At 68.2% G+C, this 23,947-nt stretch carries 27 protein-coding genes and 1 riboswitch; of the genes, 18 read left to right on the top strand and 9 right to left on the bottom strand.

Annotation, left to right across the window (positions count from 1 at the left end):
• The first annotated feature begins 5 nt into the window (after window positions 1-5).
• Both ACIP5Y_RS41225 and ACIP5Y_RS41220 read left to right on the top strand, forming a co-directional pair.
• Entirely contained in the window at window positions 6-731 is a 726-nt protein-coding gene (locus ACIP5Y_RS41225) for an alpha/beta fold hydrolase (protein WP_400358537.1), read from the top strand.
• A complete protein-coding gene (locus ACIP5Y_RS41220) occupies window positions 721-1,278 on the top strand; it encodes a hypothetical protein (protein ID WP_400358535.1) in 558 nt (185 codons plus the stop codon). Before ACIP5Y_RS41225 ends, ACIP5Y_RS41220 begins: the two co-directional genes overlap by 11 nt.
• Here ACIP5Y_RS41220 and ACIP5Y_RS41215 read toward each other — a convergent pair.
• Together ACIP5Y_RS41215 and ACIP5Y_RS41210 are read right to left on the bottom strand one after the other, a co-directional pair.
• Window positions 1,256-2,431, bottom strand: coding sequence for an alpha/beta hydrolase (locus tag ACIP5Y_RS41215; protein ID WP_400358533.1), 1,176 nt, complete (start codon window positions 2,429-2,431; stop codon window positions 1,256-1,258). The two genes, ACIP5Y_RS41220 and ACIP5Y_RS41215, sit on opposite strands and share 23 nt — an antisense overlap.
• A 135-nt stretch (window positions 2,432-2,566) precedes the next feature.
• Window positions 2,567-2,956, bottom strand: a complete 390-nt coding sequence (locus ACIP5Y_RS41210) for a hypothetical protein (RefSeq protein ID WP_400358532.1) — start codon at window positions 2,954-2,956, stop codon at window positions 2,567-2,569.
• 496 nt (window positions 2,957-3,452) lie between these two features.
• On the opposite strand from ACIP5Y_RS41210, the gene ACIP5Y_RS41205 reads away from it, so the two are divergent.
• The 6 genes from ACIP5Y_RS41205 (at window position 3,453) to ACIP5Y_RS41180 (ending at window position 9,958) form a co-directional block, all read left to right on the top strand.
• Window positions 3,453-4,661, top strand: coding sequence for a DUF1800 family protein (locus tag ACIP5Y_RS41205; protein WP_400358530.1), 1,209 nt, complete (start codon window positions 3,453-3,455; stop codon window positions 4,659-4,661).
• Between the two features lie 17 nt (window positions 4,662-4,678).
• Window positions 4,679-5,920: a DUF1501 domain-containing protein gene (locus tag ACIP5Y_RS41200; RefSeq protein ID WP_400358528.1), complete on the top strand. Its 1,242-nt coding sequence runs from the start codon at window positions 4,679-4,681 to the stop codon at window positions 5,918-5,920.
• Window positions 5,917-6,606 (top strand): response regulator transcription factor, encoded by a 690-nt coding sequence (locus ACIP5Y_RS41195; RefSeq protein ID WP_400358527.1) that lies wholly within the window; start codon window positions 5,917-5,919, stop codon window positions 6,604-6,606. The genes ACIP5Y_RS41200 and ACIP5Y_RS41195 overlap by 4 nt, the downstream gene beginning before the upstream one ends.
• Before the next feature lie 294 nt (window positions 6,607-6,900).
• A complete protein-coding gene (locus tag ACIP5Y_RS41190; RefSeq protein WP_400358525.1) occupies window positions 6,901-8,151 on the top strand; it encodes a sensor histidine kinase in 1,251 nt (416 codons plus the stop codon).
• 96 nt (window positions 8,152-8,247) lie between these two features.
• Window positions 8,248-8,724 (top strand): SRPBCC domain-containing protein, encoded by a 477-nt coding sequence (locus ACIP5Y_RS41185; RefSeq protein ID WP_400358523.1) that lies wholly within the window; start codon window positions 8,248-8,250, stop codon window positions 8,722-8,724.
• 85 nt (window positions 8,725-8,809) lie between these two features.
• Complete coding sequence (locus tag ACIP5Y_RS41180; RefSeq protein ID WP_400358521.1) at window positions 8,810-9,958, top strand: alpha/beta fold hydrolase; 1,149 nt, start codon at window positions 8,810-8,812, stop codon at window positions 9,956-9,958.
• Here the strand turns inward: ACIP5Y_RS41180 and ACIP5Y_RS41175 are convergent, their stop codons facing one another.
• The 4 genes from ACIP5Y_RS41175 to ACIP5Y_RS41160 form a co-directional block, all read right to left on the bottom strand.
• A complete protein-coding gene (locus ACIP5Y_RS41175; RefSeq protein WP_400358985.1) occupies window positions 9,959-10,984 on the bottom strand; it encodes an ABC transporter substrate-binding protein in 1,026 nt (341 codons plus the stop codon).
• Between the two features lie 8 nt (window positions 10,985-10,992).
• Window positions 10,993-11,790 carry an ABC transporter ATP-binding protein gene (locus ACIP5Y_RS41170; RefSeq protein ID WP_400358519.1) on the bottom strand — a complete coding sequence of 266 codons (798 nt, stop codon included), beginning with the start codon at window positions 11,788-11,790 and terminating at the stop codon, window positions 10,993-10,995.
• Window positions 11,791-11,924: 134 nt separating this feature from the next.
• The gene (locus ACIP5Y_RS41165; protein WP_400358518.1) at window positions 11,925-12,956 is read right to left on the bottom strand and encodes a FecCD family ABC transporter permease; all 1,032 of its coding nucleotides are present in this window, start codon (window positions 12,954-12,956) and stop codon (window positions 11,925-11,927) included.
• Window positions 12,957-12,988: 32 nt separating this feature from the next.
• Window positions 12,989-13,124, bottom strand: a riboswitch (cobalamin riboswitch).
• 1 nt (window position 13,125) lies between these two features.
• The gene (locus ACIP5Y_RS41160; RefSeq protein ID WP_400358516.1) at window positions 13,126-13,710 is read right to left on the bottom strand and encodes a TetR/AcrR family transcriptional regulator C-terminal domain-containing protein; all 585 of its coding nucleotides are present in this window, start codon (window positions 13,708-13,710) and stop codon (window positions 13,126-13,128) included.
• Window positions 13,711-13,850: 140 nt separating this feature from the next.
• On the opposite strand from ACIP5Y_RS41160, the gene bioB reads away from it, so the two are divergent.
• The 6 genes from bioB (at window position 13,851) to ACIP5Y_RS41130 (ending at window position 17,779) form a co-directional block, all read left to right on the top strand.
• The gene (gene bioB, locus ACIP5Y_RS41155) at window positions 13,851-14,888 is read left to right on the top strand and encodes a biotin synthase BioB (protein ID WP_400358514.1); all 1,038 of its coding nucleotides are present in this window, start codon (window positions 13,851-13,853) and stop codon (window positions 14,886-14,888) included.
• A gap of 129 nt (window positions 14,889-15,017) precedes the next feature.
• Window positions 15,018-15,233, top strand: coding sequence for a hypothetical protein (locus tag ACIP5Y_RS41150; RefSeq protein ID WP_400358983.1), 216 nt, complete (start codon window positions 15,018-15,020; stop codon window positions 15,231-15,233).
• Window positions 15,233-15,958: a DUF2567 domain-containing protein gene (locus tag ACIP5Y_RS41145; RefSeq protein ID WP_400358512.1), complete on the top strand. Its 726-nt coding sequence runs from the start codon at window positions 15,233-15,235 to the stop codon at window positions 15,956-15,958. Before ACIP5Y_RS41150 ends, ACIP5Y_RS41145 begins: the two co-directional genes overlap by 1 nt.
• A 12-nt stretch (window positions 15,959-15,970) precedes the next feature.
• Complete coding sequence (locus ACIP5Y_RS41140) at window positions 15,971-16,249, top strand: hypothetical protein (protein ID WP_400358510.1); 279 nt, start codon at window positions 15,971-15,973, stop codon at window positions 16,247-16,249.
• Window positions 16,250-16,339: 90 nt separating this feature from the next.
• On the top strand, window positions 16,340-16,708 hold the full coding sequence (locus tag ACIP5Y_RS41135) for an MmpS family transport accessory protein (RefSeq protein WP_400358508.1): 369 nt from the start codon (window positions 16,340-16,342) through the stop codon (window positions 16,706-16,708).
• 408 nt (window positions 16,709-17,116) lie between these two features.
• On the top strand, window positions 17,117-17,779 hold the full coding sequence (locus tag ACIP5Y_RS41130; RefSeq protein WP_400358506.1) for an HAD-IA family hydrolase: 663 nt from the start codon (window positions 17,117-17,119) through the stop codon (window positions 17,777-17,779).
• A gap of 11 nt (window positions 17,780-17,790) precedes the next feature.
• Here the strand turns inward: ACIP5Y_RS41130 and ACIP5Y_RS41125 are convergent, their stop codons facing one another.
• Entirely contained in the window at window positions 17,791-18,183 is a 393-nt protein-coding gene (locus ACIP5Y_RS41125; RefSeq protein ID WP_400358504.1) for a hypothetical protein, read from the bottom strand.
• Window positions 18,184-18,416: 233 nt separating this feature from the next.
• Here ACIP5Y_RS41125 and ACIP5Y_RS41120 point away from each other — a divergent pair, with 233 nt between their 5' ends.
• Window positions 18,417-18,950 carry a DUF6069 family protein gene (locus ACIP5Y_RS41120; RefSeq protein ID WP_400358502.1) on the top strand — a complete coding sequence of 178 codons (534 nt, stop codon included), beginning with the start codon at window positions 18,417-18,419 and terminating at the stop codon, window positions 18,948-18,950.
• Here the strand turns inward: ACIP5Y_RS41120 and ACIP5Y_RS41115 are convergent.
• A complete protein-coding gene (locus ACIP5Y_RS41115) occupies window positions 18,913-19,659 on the bottom strand; it encodes an NrtR DNA-binding winged helix domain-containing protein (RefSeq protein ID WP_400358501.1) in 747 nt (248 codons plus the stop codon). The two genes, ACIP5Y_RS41120 and ACIP5Y_RS41115, sit on opposite strands and share 38 nt — an antisense overlap.
• Window positions 19,660-19,737: 78 nt before the next feature.
• Here ACIP5Y_RS41115 and nadA point away from each other — a divergent pair, with 78 nt between their 5' ends.
• Window positions 19,738-20,775, top strand: coding sequence for a quinolinate synthase NadA (gene nadA / locus ACIP5Y_RS41110; RefSeq protein ID WP_400358499.1), 1,038 nt, complete (start codon window positions 19,738-19,740; stop codon window positions 20,773-20,775).
• A gap of 184 nt (window positions 20,776-20,959) precedes the next feature.
• Here nadA and ACIP5Y_RS41105 read toward each other — a convergent pair whose 3' ends face one another.
• The gene (locus tag ACIP5Y_RS41105; RefSeq protein ID WP_400358497.1) at window positions 20,960-21,178 is read right to left on the bottom strand and encodes a cold-shock protein; all 219 of its coding nucleotides are present in this window, start codon (window positions 21,176-21,178) and stop codon (window positions 20,960-20,962) included.
• 50 nt (window positions 21,179-21,228) lie between these two features.
• On the opposite strand from ACIP5Y_RS41105, the gene ACIP5Y_RS41100 reads away from it, so the two are divergent.
• A complete protein-coding gene (locus ACIP5Y_RS41100) occupies window positions 21,229-22,986 on the top strand; it encodes an L-aspartate oxidase (RefSeq protein ID WP_400358495.1) in 1,758 nt (585 codons plus the stop codon).
• 85 nt (window positions 22,987-23,071) lie between these two features.
• Entirely contained in the window at window positions 23,072-23,932 is an 861-nt protein-coding gene (gene nadC, locus ACIP5Y_RS41095) for a carboxylating nicotinate-nucleotide diphosphorylase (protein WP_400358493.1), read from the top strand.
• The last annotated feature ends 15 nt before the right edge of the window (window positions 23,933-23,947 follow it).

The raw sequence follows: 23,947 nt of genomic DNA, 5'->3' as shown, positions 1-23,947 counted from the left end.
TCAGTGTGCCACATCCGCCGAGGGGCACGTCCGGTCCGCATCGGCCGGACCATTCCCTGCATACCGAGGTCGAGGATCTGGCGGCGATACTGGCCGAATCCGGTGCGACACAGGTGTTCGGGATCAGCTCGAGCGGCGTGATCGTGCTCGAGGCCGCGCGGACGCTGCCGGGCCTCGAGCAGATCGCGGTCTACGAGCCGGGCCTGATGCTGGACACCTCCGGCCGATACCTCGACTGGCTGCCGCGTTTCGACACCGAGCTGGCCGCCGGGCGCATCGGCGCCGCCCTCGTCACCTGCATGTTCGGCTTCGACCTGGCGCCGGCGGCCATGAAGATCATTCCGCGCCGCGTGCTGGAGAGCTTCATCGACAAGGCGGTCGCGAAGGAGGATCTCATCGCCGCGCCGGATGTGATCACCATGCGCCGGATGACTCCGACGCTGCGCTACGAGAACATCATTCTCGCCGAGAAGGCAGGCAGGCTGGCGGATTTCGCGAACCTGCCGACCGAGACGCTGCTCTTGCGGGGGACCAAGAAGGGGCCGGGATTCATCCGGCCGGCCATGGATGCCTTGGACCGGACGCTTCCGCACCATCGCAGCGTGGTGCTCCCGGGGCTCGACCATGGCTCGCCCGCCGATCGCAGCCAGACCAACGAGCGCGGCAATCCGGCGGCCGTGGCGCCCGAACTGCGCCGCTTCTTCGGCGCCACGGACGGGAGTGCGAAATGAGCAAGGCGGCAACGGCATTGGCTCGGCCGCCGAAACCGCGGACGCGGTGACCGCGACCTTCGCGGACGGCAGCACCGCCACCGCCGACGTGCTCATCGGTGCGGACGGAATCCGTTCCACCGTGCGCACTCTCATCGACGAGAACGCGCCCGGGCCCGAGTACGGCGGGGTGCTGAGCTTCGGCGGTATCGCTCGCGGCAGTGCGGTGGAGGCGAAGGAAGGGATGATGTATTTCGCCTTCGGGCGCACCTTCCTCGGCTATTACCGGGTGCCCGCGGATGCGAATGTCGGTGTCGGCCGCGGTGGGCGGGGCGAGGATCCCACCGGCACACATATCGCCTGGTTCGCGAGTCTGCCGCGCACCGAACCGCTCACCTCGGCGGAAGCCGATGCGATCGCCGAGGGTGCCCGTGGCGCGAACAAGGCCAAGGCCGAAGGCAAATCAGCCGGGCAACCTGCCCTGCCGGCTCCGGAAGACATGTTCCGCCACACCCATTGTCACACCATCGATTGGGACCGTCCTGTCACCGCGACGCCTCCCGAATAGCGTTGTCGCGCCGGCGCAGTCCGTCGAGCCAGTCGAGGATGGTGTGCAGGGCGAGGCCGAAATTGCCTACCTGGCAATGGTTCTGGGCGTACTCGTGGCGGGTGAATTCCCGGGCCGTCAGCGAGTGGGTGGCGGTGAGCAGGGCGATCTGGTCGACGAGTTGGTCGTTGGGGATGTAGTGGTCCTCGTTGCCGTGCAGCAGCAGCACGTCCTGCGTGACCAGCGGCGAGACGGACGCGGTCTCGTAGTCGCGGTAGGCCTGGAACATCTCGAAGACGGTGGGCGTGCCGGTGGTGTGCTTGCCCTGTTCGAAGGCCCATTCCAGCAGCAGGCTCTGCGCGGAGGCCTGTGCGATGAAGTCGTCGAGTGCGGCGGCGTCGCCGTTGTCGAGCCACGACATCAGTTGGGTGCGTGTGGTTTCCGGGAACATGCGCAGGTTCACGTCGAGGAAGGAGGTCATCACGCCGTAGCTGATGACGCGGCCGACCCGCGGTTCGTGTGCGGCGGCGCGCAATACGAGGCCGCCGCCCATGGAGAAGCCCATCAGCGTGACATCGTCGAGGTGGTAGAAATCGAGCACGGCCGCGACGGGCCGGTCCCAATCGGCGCGGAACGGTATGTGCGCTTCCTCGAGGGTGGCGCCCTGGCCCGGGCCCTCGAACATGACGACGTCGTAGCCCGCGTCGCGCAGCGTAATTCCGGCGAGCAGCCATTCCTCGATGTAGGAGTCGAAGCCGCCGAATACGACAATGGTGCCGATCGGCTCGGCCGGGGTGAATCGGTAGGCCGACAGCCAGCTTTCACCGAACGGAACACGGCTGTGGCTCTCGGCGGGCACCCGGTAGTGCTCGAGCACGGTCTGCACGAACCGGGTCCGGGTCGGCAGCTTCCGGTCGTCGCCGGTGGGCAGGAAGAACTCCGCGATCCGCACGTAGGCAGCGCCTTTGAGGGCTGCCCCCGCGTCCAGGTACTTGTCGCCGAGTGTCAGGAAGATCCGCGCGAAGGTCGGATAGTCGCGCACGCCGGCGACGGCCTCGCGCATCTCCGACAGCATGGAGTGGTCGCCTACCCAGTTGTAGAAGCGATTCATCTGGTAGTTGACGCTGACGTCCGGGTGCAGGTCGTAGTAGCCGACGGGGAATTGAACGGTCAAGGTGACACTCCTGGAGCTCTTGTCGCAACAGTTCGTTGCGTTAGGGAGTGTGGCATGCGGAGGGAAACAAACGCAACAGTTTGTTGTATTTATAGGTTGGGGCTCAGTGCCGCAAGGGATTCGGGTGAGAAAGTGTCAGGCCCAGCGCCGCGTGGCGCGCCGGGCCGATCGCTCATCGTTGTAGCCGAGCAGCCTGGCCTGCTCGGATCGGGTGAGTGTGGTTCCGGCCGTGGCCTTTTCGAAACGACTCCGCCGCGCACGATCCAGCTCGGCCCGCCACGTGGTGTCGTGTTCGGCCAATCGCCGCTGCAACGATCGCGGACTGAGCGCCAGACCATGAGCCACCGCCTCGAGCGTCGCCGACCGCGCGTCCAGCGCATCGGCCAGCACCGCGCCCAGCCGGTCGAGCCACGTGGTCGCCTGCGCGGGCGAGGCGGGCATGGTGGCCGCATACCGATGCAGGATGGCGGCCAGTCGTGCGTCGGCGGTGACGAACGGCAGCTCGAGATCGGCGGTACGGAACACAACGGTATCGGCGGGAGCGTCGAAATCTATTGCCTCGGTGCCGAACGCATCGATCAGCCTGGCGTGACAGGCCGGCGAACCCCAAAATTTAGGTGATATGCCATGTTTCCGCACCCCGATACCGCCGCCGCCGGAAGCATTCAGCGAATCGCGGCCTCCCGGGCCGCCGTGGTCTGCGTCGCGGGACCCTATCTGATCGAGCGCTCCAGTAGGAGGAGGGCGGCTATTACTCCTGCTACTACGACGAGGGGGTAGTGGCTCGGGGAGTGGGCGTAGTCGTAGCTGGAGGCCATGACGAGGATCGCGAGGAGCAGGAAGAGGAGTCGCTTCATTCGGGCACCGCCTGGGGGTGGCTTTCAGGGTAGGGGGCCGGGAAGTTGTTGGGGCACTGCCCAACTCGGTGGGTGGCGGTGGAGGGGCGGGGGAGTGGCGGTGGGGTGGGGGACCGGGCGGTCGGCTCATGAATTCCTCATGAGGGGTTTGGGATTGTTGTGTCATGGAGGAATTGGCGGCGGTGGCGCATGTTTTGCGGCGTACTACCTTCGGGCCGTTTCCTGGGCAGGTCGAGGCGCTGGCCGGGGGTGCCGTCGATGCGGTGCTGGGGGCGGCGGCGTTGGTGCCGGAACAACCTGTGTTCGATGAGGACTCGGACGCCGGGGCGGAGGGGCCGGTGGGGCGGTGGTTGCGGCTCATGGGGGATCCGGCGGCGGGGGTGCACGAGAAGTTGGTGTGGTTCTGGCACGGGCATTTCACGTCCAGTCACGACAAGGTCGATACGTGGGAGCTCATGTGGCGGCAGCATGTGATCCTGCGGGAGCATGCGCTGGGGAACTTCCGGGACCTCGCGCACGCGGTCACCGTGGACGGTGCGATGTTGCAGTGGCTGGACGGGGACGGGTCCAAGGCGGCGGCGCCCAATGAGAATCATGGGCGGGAGCTCATGGAGTTGTTCACCATCGGGCGGGGGCCGTACAGCCAGGCGGATGTCCGGGCGGCGGCGGTGGCCATGTCGGGGTGGAGTGTGGGGGAGGGCGGGCAGGTCGCCTTCGATGCGGCGAGCGGGAATACCGCGCCGGTGACACTGCTCGGGCGATCGGTGACGGGCGTGCACGATGTGGTCGATGTGGTGTGCGATCGGCCGGAATGCGCCCGGTTCATCGCGGCGAAGCTGCATCTGTTCCTGGTCGGGCAGCCCGCTTCGGAGCAACGGGCGGGCGAGTTGGCGGCGGTGTTCACCGGTGCGCGGCTGGAGATCCGGCCGCTGGTCGAGGCGATCCTGCGGGGCCCGGAGTTCGCGCGGGCGGTCTACGCTCGGCCGCGATACCCGGTCGAATGGGTGACGGCCGCGCTGGGCGTCTGTGGAATCAGTGATACCGCAAAGGCTTTCGAGACCATGACGGCCCTCGGGCAGTCGCCGTTCTATCCGCCGAATGTGGCGGGCTGGCCGCCGGGCATGCGGTGGCTGGATCCCGGGGCGGCCGTCGCCCGGGCCCAGCTGGCGGTGGGCGCACCCGTGCTCCCGGATATCGCGGGTGCGACCGATCCCGTCGCGGCGGTCTTCGCGCGGGCGGGCATCCACGATCCGACACCCGCAACGCTCACTGCGGCAAGGGATCTCGCCTTCACCCTCCGGCGGGACCCGAAGTCGGCGGCGACGGCGCTGCTGGGCTTCGTCCTCACCGCACCCGAATTCATCCTTGCCTGAGTTGAACAGGATTTCTCATGGTGGACAGAAGAACAGTGCTGCGTGCCGGTCTCGGCGCGGGCGCGGTGGCCGCGGTCGGCGGCCTGGCGGGGTGCGGGGTGTTCGGGCCCTCGGACGGCACGCATCCGCCCGCCACCGTACGCGCGGCCACGCTGGACAAGCGGCGGTTGCTCGTCATCGAAATGGCCGGTGGCAGTGACGGATTGTCGATGGCGGTCCCGTACGCGGATTCGCGTTATCGAGATCTGCGGCGCGCCACCGCGATCGCCGCGGAGAAGGTGCATCGCCTCGACGGCGATCTCGGACTGCATCCGGCCTTGCGGCAGCTGGCGGCGCAGGGCGTCTCGGTGGTTCCGGGGGTCGGCACCGCGAAACCGGATCTCTCGCATTTCGAGATGCTGCACCGCTGGCAGGCCGGCGATCCCGAGGGCGCCGTCCGGCCGGACACCGGATTCCTGGGCCGCCTGTGCGACCATCTCGGCGATCCCGGCGCGCCCGCGGTCGGTGTGGCGCTGGGGGCCGGTTCGAGTCCGGCGCTGGCCTGCGCGCATGTCACCACGCTGTCGGTCGATCACGATATGGGCGGCCTGTTCCCGGCCTTCGAGGATGAGAACATTCGCGACGCCTGGCCGGCGGCGCAACGCGCCATGGCGCATCCGGATCGGGCCGATACCGCGCCTTTCGCCATGGCGCGGTCGGGAACCGCTGCGGCGCTGCGTTTCTCGGATGTGGCGGCGAAACTGACGCCCGCCGCCGACGGCTATCCGGACAGTGATCTGGGTGTGCAATTGCGGCTGGCCGCGCGCCTGCTCGCCGATGATCAGCACGGACTGCGGATCGTGCACGTGCCCATGGGCGCCGATTTCGATACCCACAGCAGGCATCCGACCCGTTACGGCGCGCTCATGACCGATCTGGACGCCGCGCTGGCGGCATTGCGCACGGACCTGGCCGCGCGCGGCATCGCCGACCGGGTCCTCATCGCCGCCTACAGCGAGTTCGGCCGCCGGGTGCCCGACAACGGTTCCGACGGTCTCGATCACGGCGCGGCCGGAACCGCCCTGCTGCTCGGCCCGACCAATCCGGGCGTATTCGGGGATCTGCCGTCGCTGCGCAACCTCGATCCGGACGACAATCTCCGGGCCACGGTCGATATGTCCGAGTTTTACGCGACGCTCGCCGAGAGCTGGTTCGGCATCCCCGCGAACGAGGTATTGCCCGGCCGACCCCGCCCGATTCCGGGGGTCGTGGCCGCATGACCACCCGGGATGCTGTAATTGCGCGGGTGCGGGTGCTGGTATGTGAGGACGACACGAACCTCGGCGACGAGATCGCCGCCGGGTTGCGAGCCGCCGGGTTCGCCGTCGACCTGGCCCGCGACTACGCCGCCGCCGACCTCAAAATCACAGTCAACAGCTACGACTGCCTCGTCATCGACCGCGGCCTCCCCGACGGCGACGGCCTCGACCTCGTCCGCGCCCACCGCGAATCCGGCCAACGCACCCCCGCACTCATCCTCACCGCCCGCGACGCCCTCACCGACCGCCTCGACGGCTTCGCCCACGGCGCCGACGACTACGTCGTCAAACCCTTCGCCATGGACGAACTCGCCGCCCGCGTCAACGCCCTGTGCCGCCGCCAGGAACTCCCCGCACCCACCCGCACCGTCCTCGGCACCCTCGTAGTGGACCGCCCCCGCCGCCGCGTACACCGCGCCGGCACCCTGCTCACCCTGACCCCCAAAGAATTCAGCGTCCTGGAACTGCTCGCCGCCCGCGCCGGCACCGTCGTCTCCCGCACCGAACTCATCGAATGCTGCTGGGACGAAATGGCCGAACCCGCCTCCAACGTCGTCGACGTCGTCATCGCCCAACTACGCCGCAAACTCGGCAACCCACCCCTCATCGACACCATCCGCGGCATCGGCTTCACCATCAACCCCTGACCCCGACATGACCTGCACCCACCCGCTACCCACTCATCCGCCCCGAGCCCGCCGCCCGCGTGCGGCCGGATTCACCAGGCGGACAGTCGAATCGCGTGGCAGCGAATTTCCCCGCCGGCGACAGAAGTGCCGCGGGATCCCGATTCCGCCGAAATCACCCGGCGGTGCGTTATGACAGGTCCGCAGTCGGAAGCTGGAGGCGCTGAGGGCGGATCCGGACCGCAGCCGAGCAGCGGGAAGTCGGCTGTGCGCGCGGCGCTTCGTCGATTTCGCAGGGGAGATGCGCGTTCGCGGGTGGCGCGGCCGGCCACGCCCGAGCGGTTGCGGCGTACGCGGTGGTTGCTGACGGCGTTGTTCACCGCTATCACGGCGGTTTGCCTGATCGTGCTGGGGACGGTGGCGGCGACGATCGATGCGCATTCGCGGGATACGGCGCTCGATGGTCGCATCGATCGGGTGGTGACCGGGCTGGCGCGGGAAGTCTATTGGGACGAGGACGGGGTGGCCGATCTCGAAACCGTGCGCACGGATGATGATCTCGCGCAGGGGTCGCGGTCGGTGGTGGTGCTGGTGCGGGCTGTGGGTGGCGGCTGGCGGGAAGGGTTCACGCACAAGCGGAATGGGCTGCCCGCCGATCTGAGCGGAGTGGCCGGTGAAGTGGCCGACAGTACGGATACCGTGTGGCGCACCACCACCGATCGCGGCGGCACCGCGGTGCGGCTGGCGGCGGAACCCGTGTGGGACAACAAGGGTGATGTCGGGGCGGTGGTCGTCGCAGGCGCGGATCCCGGGCCTTGGATGGCCGATCACCGCCGGCTGGTGCTCGCATTGGAGCTCGGTGGTGCGGCGCTGGTGGCGCTGGCCGCGCTCGCGGGACATCTGCTCTCCGGCGTGAGCATGCGGCCCGCCGTGCGCATGCTGGACGAGCAGGAACGCTTCCTGTCCGAAGCCTCTCACGAACTGCGCACCCCGCTGGCCACCCTGCGGCTGTATCTCGATGCGGCACTACGCGATCCGGACGACACCCGCCGCGCGGTGACCGATGCCCGCTCACTCACCGATCGCATGGGCCGCCTCGTCACCGGCCTGCTCGCGCGCACCCGCACCGAAACCGGGCTGGGTGAACTGGATCTGCAGCGACTGGCCCTCGACCAATTGGTCGAGGGCGTGGTCGCCGAGTCCGGTGGCGAGGTGATATTGCACACGGAACCTACTGTGGTGCAAGCAGATCCGGATCTGCTGTCGCTGGCCGTGCGTAACCTCATCGACAATGCGATCGTCCACGGCGGCGGTACCGAGGTCGAAGTGACGGTGGCGGCGGGCACCGTGACCGTGCGCGATCACGGACCCGGCCTGGATCCCGCGCTGTCGGACCCGTTCCAGCGCGGCGCGGCCGGTCCGAGCGGACACCACGGCATCGGCCTGTCGATCGTGCAATGGGTGGCACAAGCCCATTCCGGCTCTGTGGCAATACGATCCGCCGAGGACGGCGGCGCCATCGCCACCCTGACCCTCCCGCTCGCGCCTACGGACCCGCCGCAATAGACCCCGCCGAGCCGGCGAACAGACCTCGCGGATCCGCGGTGAACAGACCTCACGAAGACGGCGTAAGAACCGCGCCGCCGGGCGTACTGTGACGGCGTGGCCTCCACCCATATCGAATGGTTCGTGAGTGCTCCGCGGCCGAATGTCTTTCGGGCGCTACTGGATGCGCGTTCGGTGCGAACGTGGATGGTTCCCGACGGCATGACCAGCCGCATCCACGAATTCGACCCGCGGGTGGGCGGACGCTTCCGCATCTCGCTCAGCTACGACGTGCCGACCGGCGCCGGTAAGACCTCCGCGCACACCGACACCTTCCACGGCGTCTTCACCCGCGTGGTCCCCGATCGCACGGTCGTGCAGACCGTCGAGTTCGAGACCGAGGATCCCGCCCTCCGCGGCGAGATGACCATCAGCTACACCCTCGACGACGCCCCCGGCGGCACCCGCGTGGCCGCCCACCACGACAATCTGCCGCCCGGCCTCTCCCAGCAGGACAACGAAGTCGGCTTCCGCATGTCCCTGGCGAAACTGGCCACGCTGGCCGAGCAGGAGGAACGCCGGCGGCACGGCTGAAACGAACCCCGCAGTGCCTTAGCCGATGAAGGTTAACGGCAGGAGTACGAGCATTTCACGGCCGGGGATGTCACAGTGGATTGTTATGGCGCTGCCGGATTTTCCGAATCCGTCCGGAATCGCCGATTACGACGATCGGCGACGGGTGGCGCTGCTGCGTGCCGGGAGGCTGGGGCACGATTGGGTGCGGTGGCGGTCGGCGCGGTTCATCCTGTTGCGGCTGAGCATGATTCCGGTGGTGGTGCTCACGCTATTCGCGCAGTATCTGGCATTGGATGTGATGCCCGAACGGGCGCGGCTGGCGCAGACCCAGCCCGCCGTGCTGCCGATCGCCGGGCCATCCGATCCGCTGGCGAGCGATACCGCCGTCTTCGATCTGGTGGGTCTCGGTGTGCTCGATGCCTCGGAGACCGCTCGCGCGCTGCCGTCGCTGACGAAACTGGGGTCGGTGTGGGCGGTGCGCTATGACAACACCGGTATCGACACCAAGGTCATCGCCGACCTCATCGTGAAGGTCACCAAGGCGGCGAAGGTGAAGAAGGTGGTGCTCGCCGGGCACAGCATGGGTGGGGTGATCGCGCTCGAGATCGCCGATCACCTGCATACCGGCAGCGATCGCAAGGTGCTCGCCGTGATCCTCGACTGCACGCCCCTCGACCTGTACGCGGTCCGCCCGCAGGCGCGCGATCAGGGTGAGGAACTGCTGCGCTGGGTCGGCTGGTTCCCCGGCGCCCGCGAGAGCCGCCTGCTGCGGATGGCCGCGGAAGTCTATGCCCGCCACCAGAGTTTCTCGGGCGGCCGCTACGGTTTCCGGCCGGGCAAGTTCCGGGATGCCGTGCTCGACGTGCTGCACGAGAAGATCCTGAACACCGACGCCGCCAGCAATGGGCTCATCGAGGACCAGTTCAAGGCCATCGTGGCGGGTGGCGCGGTGGAGGATCTGCGGGCGCTGGCCAAACCGGTGGACGGAAAGCCGCGGCCCGCAATCGTTTTCATCCGCCCGCACGATCCGTACCGGGATCCGATCGTGGATGTCGAGTATTCGCATCGGGTGCTGATCGAGCAGGTCGGCGGGGTGGACGGCACCCTGCTGGTGGCCTTCACGCGGCATGCGGGGCACGCCAACCCGATTCAGCATCCGGAGGAGTACAACGAGCTGATCGCCCAGCAGGTGGTGCCGTTCATCCGTGAAGTGCAGAGCGATGCGGCTTTATCGGCGATCACCGGGCGCTGATCACCTCACGACGTCATCGTAGGCGGACCGGATTCCCGAGGGCGGCACCATGTTCCAGCGTTCCAGTTGAGTACGGACCTGTTCGGCGGCATCGATGTTCAACGGCCCGCTGGTCCACAGCGCGTAGGGGAGATTCAGGAACTTCCCCTCGGTGACGGCGCGCAGATTCTGGATGCCGGGCTTGGCGCGCAGCAGGTCCACCTTCTGCTGGAAGGTCTGCGGCGGATAGTCGACGAAGACGATGGCATCCGGATCGGCGGCGGCCAGGCGCTCCCATGAGACGGAGGTCCAGGTATCGGCGACATCGTCGAGGGCGTTGCGCGCCCCGGCCGCCGTCAGGATCGCTTGTGGCGCACCGAATTTACCGCTGGACATGATGGTGTCGGAGGCACTGTCGAACAGGAACAGCGTCGGCGGTTTCGCAGGTTGCGGGGCGGCCCGCAGCGCGGCCAGCCGCCGGTCCAGGTCATCGGTGAGCGCGGTGGCGCGATCCGTACGCGCGGTGATGCGCCCCAGATCGGTGAGATCGGTGCGCAAGGCCGTCCACGGTTCGACGATGCCGCGCTCACCGTCGGGGCGACGGCAGCTCTCGGTGAGCACGTAGGGTGCGACACCGGAGGCGCGCAGGGAATCCGGCGTCAGGTTGGCGGCCTCGGAGTAGCCGTAGTTCCAGCCCGCGACCATCACATCCGGTCGCTGCGCCAGCACCGTCTCGCGCGAAGGATAGTCGGGTGCAACGGAATTCAGCTTGTCGACCGCATCCCCGTAATGCTTGCGCAGCGTGCCCGCATCGCGTTTGAGGCTCGATACGGCGGTCACCTCGTCCTGGGCGCCCAGCGCCAGCACCATCGAGATCAGGTTGCCGTCATTGACGAACATGCGTTTCGCGGGTGACGGGAATTGCTGGTCCACACCGCAATTGCGCACGGTCAGGTCGCCCGCGACGGTCTTCGACTGCCCGCAGGCCGCCAGGGTGCCCGCCACGGCGGTGACGGTCAGGATCAGGGAGAGCTTTCCCAGGAGCATGCCAGTTCTCAAGACTGTGCCTTTCGCGCGGTGATGAGCAGATGGGAGGAACCGGTCTCGGGATCCGGCACACGCAGGGCGCGCACCCCGAACACGGTGTCGAGGACCTCCGGACGCAAAGCGATATCGGGCGTTTCGAGCGGATGCGCCCGCCCGTCGTGCAACACCAGCACCCGATCGCAGTACCGATCGGCGAGCGCCAGATCGTGCAGGCTCATGATCACCGTCCGATCCAATGACCGTGCCAGCGCCAGCAATTCGAGCTGATGCGTAATGTCCAGATGATTGGTCGGCTCATCCAGCAGCAGCACCGGCGTCTCCTGCACCAGCGCCCGCGCCAGCAAGACCCGCTGCCGCTCCCCACCCGAAAGCCGATGCACTGCCCGCCCCTCGAACCCGGCGAGATCCACCGCCCGCAAGGCCTCGTCGACCACCATCCGGTCCCCGTCGCCCCCGGTACCCCACGGCAGCAGATAAGGCGTCCGCCCCATCGCAACCAACTCACCCACCAGCAGATCCGCCTGCGGCAGCTCATCCTGCGCCACCATGGCGAGCAACCGCGCTCGCCGCCGCACCGAAAGCCGATGCACCGCGACCTCATCGACAAGAACATTGCCCGCCGCGGGCGCAACGAGCCCCGCGATCGTCCGCAGCAGCGTCGTCTTACCTGCCCCGTTGGGCCCGACGATGCCGACCATCTCCCCGGCGCCCACCTCGAACTCCACGCCGGAAACGACGGCTCGCCGCCCGGCGGCGCAAGCCAGACCCCGCACCGCCACAGATCCGCCGCCACGTGTGCCTGCCACCGCCGCAACGGAATCGGATGGCGCGGTGGCGCGCTGCCGATCGGCGGCTCGGGACGCTCGGCGCCGCGGCCATGTCGGCTTCGCCGCACCGGCGGCGTCGCGTGGGCCGGGCGCGCGATCTCGTTCCGCGTTCGTCATGCGGCACCGAATCGATATGTCCGCCGGCCCATGAGGAGGAGGAAGGCGGGGGCGCCGATCAGGCCGGTGAGGACGCCGACGGGGATTTCGGTGGGGCGGACCAGGACTCGGGTGGCGGCGTCGGCGACGACCAGGAAGAGGGCGCCGCAGAGGGCCGAGGCCGGGAGCAGGATGCGGTGACGCGGACCAACTATGAGGCGGGCCGCGTGCGGCACCACGAGGCCGACGAAGCCGATACCGCCGGAGACCGCGACCAGGACACCCACCAGGATCGCCAGCAGGATGAAGAGCGCGATCCGCAACTGCCGCACCGGCACTCCGACCGAGGCTGCGGTGTCCGCGCCCAGGTTCAGCACATCGAGCCAGTTGGCGGAGAGCAGTAGGACGAGGGTGCAGGCGGCTACCACGGTGGCGGGGAGCAGGATTCGAGTCCAGTCGGCGCCTGCCAGGCTGCCGAGCAGCCAGAAGAGGACCGATTTTGCGGCGGCGGGATCGCCGCTACGGAAGACGATGTAGCTGCTCAGGGCGCTGAAGGCCGAGCCGAGGACGGTGCCGGTCAGGACCAGGCGCAGCGGGGTGAGGCCGCCTTGGGCCACCGCGACCAGAAATACCGCCGCCGCGGCGGCCAGAGCGCCGGCCAGCGCGCCCGCCGACAGTGCCCAGAGTCCGGCTGCCGCAAAGCTTCCCGTGGTGATGACGGCTGCCGCGCCGACGCCCGCACCGGAGGAGACGCCCAGCAAATAGGGATCGGCCAGTGGGTTGCGCACCAGGGTCTGCATGGCCGCGCCCGCGACCGCCAGCCCGGCCCCGACGATCGCCGCCAGCAGGGTGCGCGGCACTCGGAGCTGCCAGACGATGGTGTCGGCGCCGAGGTTCGCGGGTGCGAGTCCGGTTGCGCGCCGGTGCAGTACGTCCAGTACGTCGTGCAGCGGGATGGTTTCGGCGCCGAATCCGGTCGCCACGATCATGGCGGCGAGCAATAGCGCCACCAGTACCGGCAGCGTGATCGCCGCCCGGGCACGGCTCATCGACGGAGCTCTCTGGGCAAATCGCGGCCTCTCCCGAGTTCGGTCCGGTGGGGGAGGTCTGACTCGCAGCCCGAAGGTTGCTCACAGTGGCGCGACCGTTCCGGGTTTGCACCGGATTCCCGCACCCACCGGGGATGACGGGACGGACTCTACCGTCCGGAAGTATTGCTCAACGGATGCGGGTGCCCAGCAGGTGACGCACACCGCTCACGAACAATTGCAGCCCGAAATCGAAGCGGGCGGTGGCGTCGGTGGTGTCGTAGAGAGGAGAGTGTTCCTCGGCGAGGGCGCCCGCGGAATCCATCTGGATGCGCGATTGCTCGTCGACGGTCTGGCCGAGTACGTAGTACAGCAGCGTGTAGGCCGCGAGATCGGCTTCCTCCCGTGTCATGCCCGCGCGAATGGCGGCGCTGGCCAGCCGTTCCCGCCCCTTGCTGGTGGTCAGCCGGGAAGCGTAAGTGGCCGAGACCAATTCGGCTCCGTCGCGGTAGGCGAGCAGGCAGGAGCGCAGCCGATGCGCCAATTCGGTCAGCTGGCCGGACCATTCGCCCGCACCGACCGGTTCGTCCATGGGTGCGAGAATGCGGTCGGCGACCGCGCCGAGCAGGGCCTGCTTATTGGGGAAGTGCCAGTACAGCGCGCCCGGCTGCACATGCAGCGAGCTCGCCAGGCGCCGCATGGTCAGGTCGGCGAGCCCGTACTGGTCGAGAATGGCGATGGCCCCGTCGACCACGTCCGTGCGATGAAGTTGCACTGCAGAATCCGACCCTCTCGTGTTCCGGCTCACGTTCCCGGCTGCTAGCCTACCCTGAACACCGTTCAAGTTGTTCGGCTACACGAGCCGGGCACGTTGCGATGCCCGGCCCGACCGGCCGGACGAAGGGACTCGTAGGCATGACCCAGGCAGCCGTCACCACCGAGGCCGGAAGCACTGCCGGCGACGACATTCTCGCCATCGCCCGCGAGCAGGTGCTCGAACGCGGCGTCGGACTCACCCAGGACCAGACCCTCGAGGTACTGCGCCTGGGCGACGACCGGCTCGAAGAACTACTGAGCCTCGCGCACGACGTGCGCATGAAATGGTGCGGACCGGAGGTCGAGGTCGAGGGCATCATCTCGCTCAAGACCGGCGGCTGCCCCGAGGACTGCCACTTCTGTTCGCAGTCCGGCCTTTTCCAGTCCCCCGTGCGCGCCGCGTGGCTCGATATCCCGTCGCTGGTCGAGGCCGCCAAGCAGACCGCCAAGACCGGCGCCACCGAATTCTGCATCGTGGCCGCCGTGCGCGGACCGGACGAGCGGCTGATGGCGCAGGTCGCCGCCGGCGTCGAGGCCATCCGCAACGAGGTCGACATCCAGGTCGCCTGCTCGCTCGGCATGCTGAACCAGGAACAGGTGAACCAGCTCGCCGCCATGGGCGTGCACCGCTACAACCACAATCTCGAGACCGCGCGTTCGCACTTCCCGAACGTGGTCACCACGCACACCTACGACGAGCGCTGGGAAACCCTGCGCATGGTGCGCGAGGCCGGTATGGAGGTCTGCTGCGGCGGCATCCTCGGCATGGGCGAAACCCTGGAGCAGCGTGCGGAATTCGCCGCGGACCTGGCCACGCTGGAGCCCGACGAGGTGCCGCTGAACTTCCTCAACCCGCGCCCCGGCACGCCGTTCGGTGACCTCGAGGTGCTGCCCGCGGCCGACGCGCTGCGAGCCGTCGCCGCCTTCCGGCTCGCGTTGCCGCGCACCATTCTGCGCTTCGCCGGCGGCCGCGAGATCACGCTCGGCGACCTCGGCGCCAAGCAGGGCATCCTCGGCGGCATCAATGCCGTCATCGTCGGCAACTACCTGACCACGCTGGGCCGGCCCGCCGAAGCCGACCTGGATCTGCTGGGCGAGCTCGAGATGCCGATCAAGGCGCTCAACGAAACTTTCTGACAGCAGCGGGGCGGTAGCCCTCTGACGCCGGTGGACCATCCGGAGCCGGTACCGTGAAGCGGTACCGGCTTCGGCGCAGCTCGACCAGGCTGTTCCACATCGAGACACGAAGGATCCATCGAGGTGATCGTGGAGATAGAGGAGCGCTACAACCCGTTCACGGGTAAGCGGATCGTGCCGGGTCTGGAGGATCCGGTGCCGGCCGCCGCCGCACTGGGATTGGAGCCGCCGCGCTACTGCGAACAGTGTGGCCGCCGCATGATCGTGCAGGTGAGCCCGGACGGCTGGTGGGCGAAGTGCTCCCGGCACGGTGTTCTCGACTCCACGCACCTGGAACACCGCTAGTGGCAACCGCATTCACCGCCACCGAACCGGGCGGGCTGGACACGGGCATCCTGATTCGTGAGGTTCGTGCCGCCACGGTGGTGGCCGCGGTGATCGGCGCGGCGAGCGCGCTGGGCGGGGTGGTCTGGGCGTATCTCGCACCGGCCGAACAGCTTGCGGTGGTCGACAAGAATCAAGGGGTGGCGCTCACCGGGGAGAGCGTGCACCGGTTCGATGGGCTCGCCATCTTCGTGCTCATCGGGTTCGTCACGGCGGTGGTCACCGCGAGTGCGGCCTGGCGGTGGCGCTGTGCGCGCGGGCCGCTGGGGCTGCTCGGCATATTGCTCGGCTCGGTGGGCGGGGCGGTGCTCATGAAGTTCGTGGGTGAGGCGGTGGCCGAGCAGGTGCATACGCGGCCCGCGAATCCGGCGCTGCACACCATCGTGGAATTCGCGCCGTCCGTGGAGAGCTGGGCCGTGATCATCGTGCAGCCGCTGGCGGCGGCGCTGGTGATTCTGATCCTGGCGGCCCTGAGCACACGTGACGATCTCGGGACCGGTGAACTGCTCCCGTTCGGCGGCAGCCCGCCCGAGCCGGATGTGCTGGCGCCCAACCAGTTCGGGTCCGCCATCACGTACGGGCCGTATTACGGTGCGGGTGGCGCGCCGCAGCCCGGTGCGCCGCGCGATCCGATGGTGCCGTTCGAGGCGCCGGGTTCGGCGCCGGAGCCGGGTACCGCGCGCTGACGGTTGCGCGCCGTGGGAAATTCGGTGGATGCGGCCGCGGGGTCGGCCTACCCTGGCGGAGCATCGGCCTCCCTGCGGGTCGAGTTCGACGACACCGTTTTCCAGGGGGAGATCATGAAAGCAGCCGCGCCGGCCGATAATCCGGCGGCGAACGATCCGGCGGAGCGACCGGACCTGGCGGCGTGGCGGCAGCGCCACGAGCTACGGCGTTCCAATGCCGCGCGCCCGATCCCGAGTGCCCGGACCTACCGTCGTTCGACCAAACATCGTAAACGTGAATCGGATGGTTGATCGGTCACTCGCGTTTTATGTCGGTGGCGTCGATTAATGTTCTTGCTGGGCGGGGGAGAACCGCTCGCCGTTGCGAGACAAGGAAATTCGATGACAATGCTTCGTTGTGCCGCCGCTACCGTCGGTGTGGCCGCAACCCTGCTGAGCGCGGGCGCGGGTATCTCGAGCGCGGATGATTCACACACGGTGCTGTACGAGGCGTGGGGGACCGGCACCAACACGGCACACGCGATCGCCTATATCGGTGATAACAGCGATGCTCTACAGGACACCAATGTGTCATTGCCGTGGTCCAAAACGGTAACCTCGAATTCAATTCCGATCTGGAACATGAACGCGCAGAACGCCGGAACAACCGGCTCCATCTCGTGCCGCATCACCGTCGACGGCATCGTCAAGGACGAGCAAACAGCCAACGGTGAGTACGCCATGGTGATGTGTTCCGTGACCCCGCAGTAGTAGCCGTCGCCGCAGGTCGGGCGTAACCTGACAGTGTCGTGTTCACGGCACTGTCAGGTAGGTAATCGGAATAAGGCGCGGGATCTCCGATGGCCGTAAATTGGTGGCGCGACGCCATTCTGTTACAAATGGCCCGCTCGCGAGCAAGCGCAGCGGTAGCCTTTCTCGTCCTCGACGACGGCACCAACATAATCACTTTTCCACGCCTCAATTGGGCGATCGTCTTCGGCGCCCTCGTCGCAATACTCGCCGGCGCGGTGGCACTCATGGTGCTGGTCAGTTCGGCTCGATTCGATGCGCCGCCGGCGCCTCCGCCGACACCGCCCGCAACATGTCAAATGTTCTGTCCCACAACGCCCTGAACCCTGCCCATTGCATTGCACCGGGTTCAGTGGTTATAACCGGTACATGACGGTTAACTCGACGCTCACCGCCCGCGGCCTACTCCTCGATATGGACGGCACCCTCGTGAACTCCGACGCCGTTGTGGAACGCCTGTGGCGCCGCTGGGCCGCCGAAAACAACCTGCCCGCCGACGATGTCCTGGCAGTGGCCCACGGCCGTCAGGGCTGGGCCACCATGGCCGAACTCCTGCCCGAACGCCCCATCGAACTGAATCAGGCCGAGAACGATCGCATGCTGGCCGAGGAAGTCACCAATGTGGACGGCGTAGTCGCGGTCCCCGGCGCCCCCGAGTTCATGGCGGCCATCGCCCACCTCCCGCACGCCTTGGTGACCTCCGCCAGCCACGCCCTCGCCGAATCCCGCATGGCCGCAGCCGCTCTCCCCCTCCCGACCCTCCGCATCACCTCCGAATTGGTCACCGCCAGCAAGCCCGACCCCGAGGGTTTCCTGAAAGCCGCAGCCGAACTGGGCATCCCACCCGAAGACTGCCTCGTCTTCGAAGACTCCGAAGCCGGCATCACCGCCGCCAAATCCGCCGGCATGCCCGTACTCGGCATAGGCCCCCGCGCCGCCGCCTTCACCCCCACCGCCCACATCCCCGACCTGACCCACCTCCGCATAGAACAACTCCCCGACGCCACTATCGCCATCCACCTCACCCACTGAGGGCTTGTAGTTCAGTGGGTAGTGGGTTGGATCCAGCGGCGTAGTGCGTCGATCGTGGTGGTCGGGGAAGTGTTGAAGCAGAGGTGGATTCCCGGGACCACGGTGATGAGCACGTTGATCACGCGCTCGAAGAGCAAGGTGTTCTCGGGGGACAGGCGAACACCGCCGCCGATCATGGCGACCCGGAAGGAACCGGACGCAAGGGTTTCGCGGAGTTTCGCTTCCGCGGCATCGGGATCCGTGGGGACCAGGCATGAGACGACATCGAAGCCTGCCTCGCGCAGGGCGGCGTTACCGGCTTCGACGAGGGCCGTCAGGCGGGCCTCGTCGATGTCGGGGTGGCGGCTGTAGTCCAGGTCGCGGGGATGGATGCCGATGGAGAGCGCGGGGGAGCGGTACATCATTCAGGTTTACCGGAAGGCCGACCGGGTGGCGAATGTGCGTTCTCTGCCTCCGGCACGAGCGGCAGATTGGTTCTGAAACAACAGGTTTCACAATATGTCGACCGGAATGCCCGATCCACCGATCCGGGAAGCCCCGACTCGGCCCAATCGAGCGATGCGCACGAGTGCGGCGGGGTACCTTCCGTGCCATGAGCGACTACGACCGGTCCGGTCGCGGTAGGTCGTCTGAACCGTTGACGGAACCCCTGTACGCCCCGAAGTCCCACTACGACGCCAGGTCCCGTGAGCCCGTGCCCGAGCCGTTGCCGAGGATTCACTCGGGACGGTTGTGGGCGGGCGGGATCGGCACGGCGGTGGTGATGGCGCTACTCATCCTGGTGGCCATCCTGCTGGTGCGTGGCGTCTTCGGCATCCCCGTCCTCGCGCCCGAGCACGAGGGCGTGTACGGGACCGCGAACACCACCACCTATGCCCTCGGCGCGGCCGGAATCACCCTGCTGGCCACCGGTATTCTGCACGGTCTGCTGGAGTTCATGCCCACCCCGCTCACCTTCTTCTACTGGATCACGTCGCTCGCCACCGCGGCGGCGGTGATCCTGCCGTTCACCGTGTCCGCCGCGCAGGACGAGCAGATCGCCACGGCCGTCATCAATCTGGTTGCGGGCGTGTGCCTGATGAGCGTGCTCGGCACGGTCGCGGCCGGATCGGTGCGCCACCCGGGCGGTGAACTCAGCTGGGCGGACGCAGAGCGGCGAACTCGTCGGTGACCCGGATCTCGGAGTCGGTGAAGCGGTAGACCGCGGCCGGACGGCCGCCGGCGCGACCGGGGGAGGCGGTGGCGCCGGTGGGGGTGATCACCTTGCGGCGGGTCAGGACGCGCTGCAGGTTGGTGGTATCCACGTCGTATCCGAGTGCCGCGCAATAGATTTCGCGCAGCGTGGACAGGGTGAAGGTGGCGGGCGCCAGGCCGAAGGCGATATTCGTGTAGGACAGCTTGCCCGCCAGGCGGTTTCGCGCGTGCTGCACGACTATGCCGTGATCGAAGGACATGTGCGGGAGGGTCGACACCGGATGCCAGCGGGTGTCGGACGGGAGTTCCGGTTCCGCGGTCAACGGGACCAGGCCCAGATAGGCCGAGGCGATCCGGCGATCGCCGGGCACGCGACGGGGATCGCTGAAGACCGAGAGCTGCTCCAGATGGGTCAGCTCCCGCACATCGACCTTCTCCGCGAGCTGCCGGGCCGCGGAGGTATCGAGGTCCTCGTCGTCGCGCAGGCGGCCCCCGGGGAGTGACCAGGTGCCCTTCGCCGGGTCCAGGGCGCGTTCCCACAACAACACCGCGAGTTCGGTCCGCTGATCGGACGGACAGCGCTGCGCGCTGGCCTTAGCGCTCTCACCTGCACTGATGGTTGCCGGGAAGCGACGAACCTGGAACACGGCGGTGAGCGTTTCGTGGATAGTGCTACTATGGGCCACGTTTTCGATTGTAAGTCGAAAACCGGTTGTATGCGAATCGGCGGAGGTTGCCGAACGCATGAGAGAAGGAGCCATGCCATGGCTGCACCAGGTGCCACGATGACGCTCGCCGAGCACATCGCGGAGGGGCCCTCGGGATTCACCGGCGTAGACGCCACCCCCGAGTGGGCGCAGGAGATCAAGCGGCTCGCCCGCGAGCGCAATGCCACGATCCTCGCGCACAACTACCAGCTTCCCGAGATCCAGGACATCGCTGATCACGTCGGCGACTCCCTCGCACTCTCCAGAATCGCCGCCGAAGCACCCGAGGACACCATCGTGTTCTGCGGCGTGCACTTCATGGCCGAGACCGCCAAGATCCTCAGCCCGGAGAAGACGGTCCTCATCCCCGACCAGCGGGCCGGCTGCTCCCTGGCCGACTCCATCACCGCGGACCAGCTCCGCGAATGGAAGGCCGAGCACCCGGACGCGCTGGTGGTGTCCTACGTGAACACCACCGCCGCGGTGAAGGCGCTCACCGATATCTGCTGCACGTCCTCCAATGCCGTCGACGTGGTCGCCTCCATCGACCCGGACCGCGAGGTGCTGTTCCTGCCCGACCAGTTCCTCGGCGCGCACGTCAAGCGCGTCACCGGACGCGAGAACATCCACATCTGGATGGGCGAATGCCACGTGCACGCCGGCATCAACGGCGACGAACTCAACGAACAGGCCCGCACCCACCCGGATGCCGAGCTCTTCGTGCACCCCGAATGCGGTTGCGCCACTTCGGCGCTGTACCTCGCGGGCGCCGGCGAGTTCCCCGCCGATCGCGTGCACATCCTGTCCACCGGCGGCATGATCGACGCCGCCAAGGCGGCGAAGTCCAATCAGGTGCTGGTCGCTACCGAGGTCGGCATGCTGCACCAGCTGCGGAAGGCCGCCCCCGGCATCGACTTCCAGGCCGTCAACGACCGCGCGTCCTGCAAGTACATGAAGATGATCACCCCCGCCGCTCTGCTCCGCTGCCTGCTGGAGAACCGCGACGAGGTGCACGTCGACCCGGAAACCGCCGCCCTGGCCCGCAACTCGGTCCAGCGCATGATCGAAATCGGCAACCCGGGCGGCGGGGAGTAATCCCATGACGCCGGGACACCCGGCGGCAAGCCGAGCCGCCGGGGACCGGACGGGCATCCCGCCCGCCCGAGCCGGCCGACGCCGCGGCACAGCGGCATCGGCAAGGGCCGCCGCGCTGGAGGGCACGGCCGCGCTGGAAGGTACGGCCGCGCTGGACGGCGCGAAGACACCGGCGGGCGCAGCGTCAGAGCTTGCGTACCCACGTGGCGCGGTAGTGGAAGCTGTCCTGGCGGACGGCTTCGTACTCGAAGGTGACGCGATCACCCGCTTCCAGGGCCCGGAATCCGGTGCCTTCGATCGCGCTGAAGTGCACCCAGGCATCGTGCCCGCCGGGCAGGTCCGGGGAAGCGATCGCGCCCCAGCCCTTTTCGGTCTCGAAGAACTTCACGACTCCATTCGCCATGCGTCGAGCATGGCATCCGGCGGTGACCCGTCCGGGAGAGGTGACCAACGATGAGTACGTCCTTATCGATTCAGTGGGAGGCCGAGGCCGACCTGGTCGTGGTCGGCGGCGGTGTCGCCGGCCTGACCGCGGCCAGAACCGCCTCGCTGCGCGGACTGCGCGTGCTGACCCTCAGCAAAGGCGGGCCCACCGATACGTCCACGCAGTACGCGCAGGGCGGGATCGCCGTGGTTGCGCCACACGGGGATTCGGTGGAATCGCATGTGCAGGACACGGTGGTGGCGGGCGCCGGGCTGTGCGACGCCGACGCCGTGCGATCCGTGGTCGAGGGCGGAGTGCATGCCGTCGCGGCGCTCACCGACCTCGGTGCGGTATTCGATCTCGGCCGGGACGGCGAGGTTTCCCGCACCCGGGAAGGCGGGCACAGCACGCGGCGCATCATTCACGCCGGCGGCGACGCCACCGGGGCCGAGGTGCAGCGCGCCCTGAACGCGGCCGGGCTGCCGGTGCTGTTCGGGGCCGCGGTGGTGGAGATCATCACCGGGCCGACCGGCGTGCGCGGGGTGGTCGCGGTGTCGGACAAGGGATTCGGCGTGGTGCACACGCCCGCCGTACTGCTCGCCACCGGCGGGCTCGGACAGTTGTACGCGTGCAGCACCAACCCGCCCGGCGCCACCGCCGACGGGATCGCGCTGGCATTGCGCGCCGGAGCGGCGGTCGCCGACCTGGAATTCGTGCAGTTCCACCCGACCGTGCTGTTCACCCCCGGCGGGCTCGGACGGCGACCGCTCATCAGCGAGGCCGTGCGCGGCGAAGGCGCGATTCTCGTCGACTCCGAGGGCAATTCGGTGACCGCGGGCGTACACCCGCGCGGTGACCTGGCGCCCCGCGATGTGGTCTCCCGCGCCATCGCCGCCCGCCTGAAGGAACTCGAGGACGATCACGTCTACCTCGACGCACGCTCGATAGCCGGCTTCCCGCAACGCTTCCCGACCATCACCGCTTCCTGCCTGGCCGCCGGCATCGACCCGCAAACCGGCCTCATCCCCGTCGCGCCCGCCGCCCATTTCCAATGCGGCGGCATCGTCACCGACCCGCACGGCCGCACCACCGTCCGCGGCCTCTACGCCGCCGGCGAAGTGGCGCGCACCGGCCTGCACGGCGCCAACCGCCTCGCCTCCAACAGCCTCCTCGAAGGTCTGGTGGTCGGCGAACGCGCCGGTCACGCCGCCGCCGAACGCCTCGGCGAACCCACCGGCGTCACCGATATCGCGCCCGTCCACCTCCTCAAGGCGGACCGAAAGCTCCTGCAGGAGCTCATGACCCAGCACGCCGACGTGGTCCGTGACGGTAACGGCCTGCGCGCCGCCGTCCTCCGCGTCATGCAACTCCTCGCGGACGCCGACGCCAATCTCACCCTCGGCGAACACAATTCGGTCGTCACGCCCGGCCGGCAACTCGCGGCAAGCGTCGAGGACAGCCGCCATGGGGAGGCCGGGATGCGAACCGATGCGGGGCAGTCCACCGCGGCCGCTGTGCAGGATGCCGTCGTGAGCGGCACCTCCGCGGCAGCGGGAGTGATTCGGGCCCTGGAGGATTCGGCCCTCACGCTCACCGCTCGCGCCCTCCTCATCGCCGCCGCGGCCCGCACCGAGAGCCGCGGCTGCCACACCCGCTCCGACTACCCGGACCCGCGAGAAGAACTCCACCGCAGCACGGTGGTGCGCCTGAGCCCCGGCGGCCGCCCCCAGCTGGTCGCCGAGGGACTCGCCCCGGCGCACGCCGCGGCCCTGAGGTCCGCGTCATGAGGCCGCCGCAGGACCGAAAGACCCTGGGCCCGGCCGGGGTTCACCTTGTCACCGCCAGTTTTGTGATCGAAAGAGGAGTGCAGCAATGACTCTCGACGCCGGAATGGATCGCGACCAGGTCGTCGCGCTCATCCGGACCGCCCTCGATGAGGATCTGCGGTTCGGGCCCGATATCACCACGCAGGCCACGGTGCCCGCGGACGCGGTGGCGAAGGCGGCCATGGTGTCCCGGCAGCCGGGGACGGTGGCCGGGCTGGATGTGGGACTGCTGGTGCTGGACGAGGTGATCGGGGCCGGGAATTACCAGGTGACCGAGCAGGTTCCGGACGGCACGCGGGTGCGGCCGGGGGATACCGTGCTGGTGCTCGAGGCACCGACGCGGGGGCTGCTGACGGCGGAGCGGACCATGCTGAATCTGGTGTGCCATCTATCGGGCATCGCCACCACGACCTCGGCGTGGGTGGACGCCGTCGAGGGCACGAATTGCCGGATTCGCGACAGCCGCAAGACACTTCCGGGGCTGCGCGCCTTGCAGAAGTACGCGGTGCGCGTCGGCGGCGGCATGAATCACCGCATGGGCCTCGGCGATGCGGCGCTCATCAAGGACAACCATGTGGTGGCGGCCGGTTCGGTGGTCGCGGCGCTGCGGGCGGTGCGGGAGCTGCGGCCCGATATCGATTGCGAGGTCGAGGTGGACAGCCTCGAACAGCTCGATGAGGTGCTGGCCGAAAAGCCGCAGCTGGTCTTGCTGGACAACTTCCCGCTGTGGGCCACCCAGGCGGCGGTGCAGCGCCGCAAGAACCGGTCACCGGAGACGAAACTCGAGTCCTCGGGCGGGCTTTCGCTCGCCGCTGCCGGCGATTACGCCCGCACCGGGGTGGACTATCTCGCCGTCGGCGCGCTCACCCATTCCATCAAGGTGCTGGACCTCGGTCTGGACATGTGAGACGTCCCGGACGAA

It is taken from the genome of Nocardia sp. NPDC088792 (genome assembly GCF_044750615.1).
Taxonomy (GTDB): Bacteria; Actinomycetota; Actinomycetes; order Mycobacteriales; family Mycobacteriaceae; genus Nocardia.
Note: the sequence above shows the minus strand (reverse complement) of the source record. Positions and strands in the feature narration are given on the sequence as shown.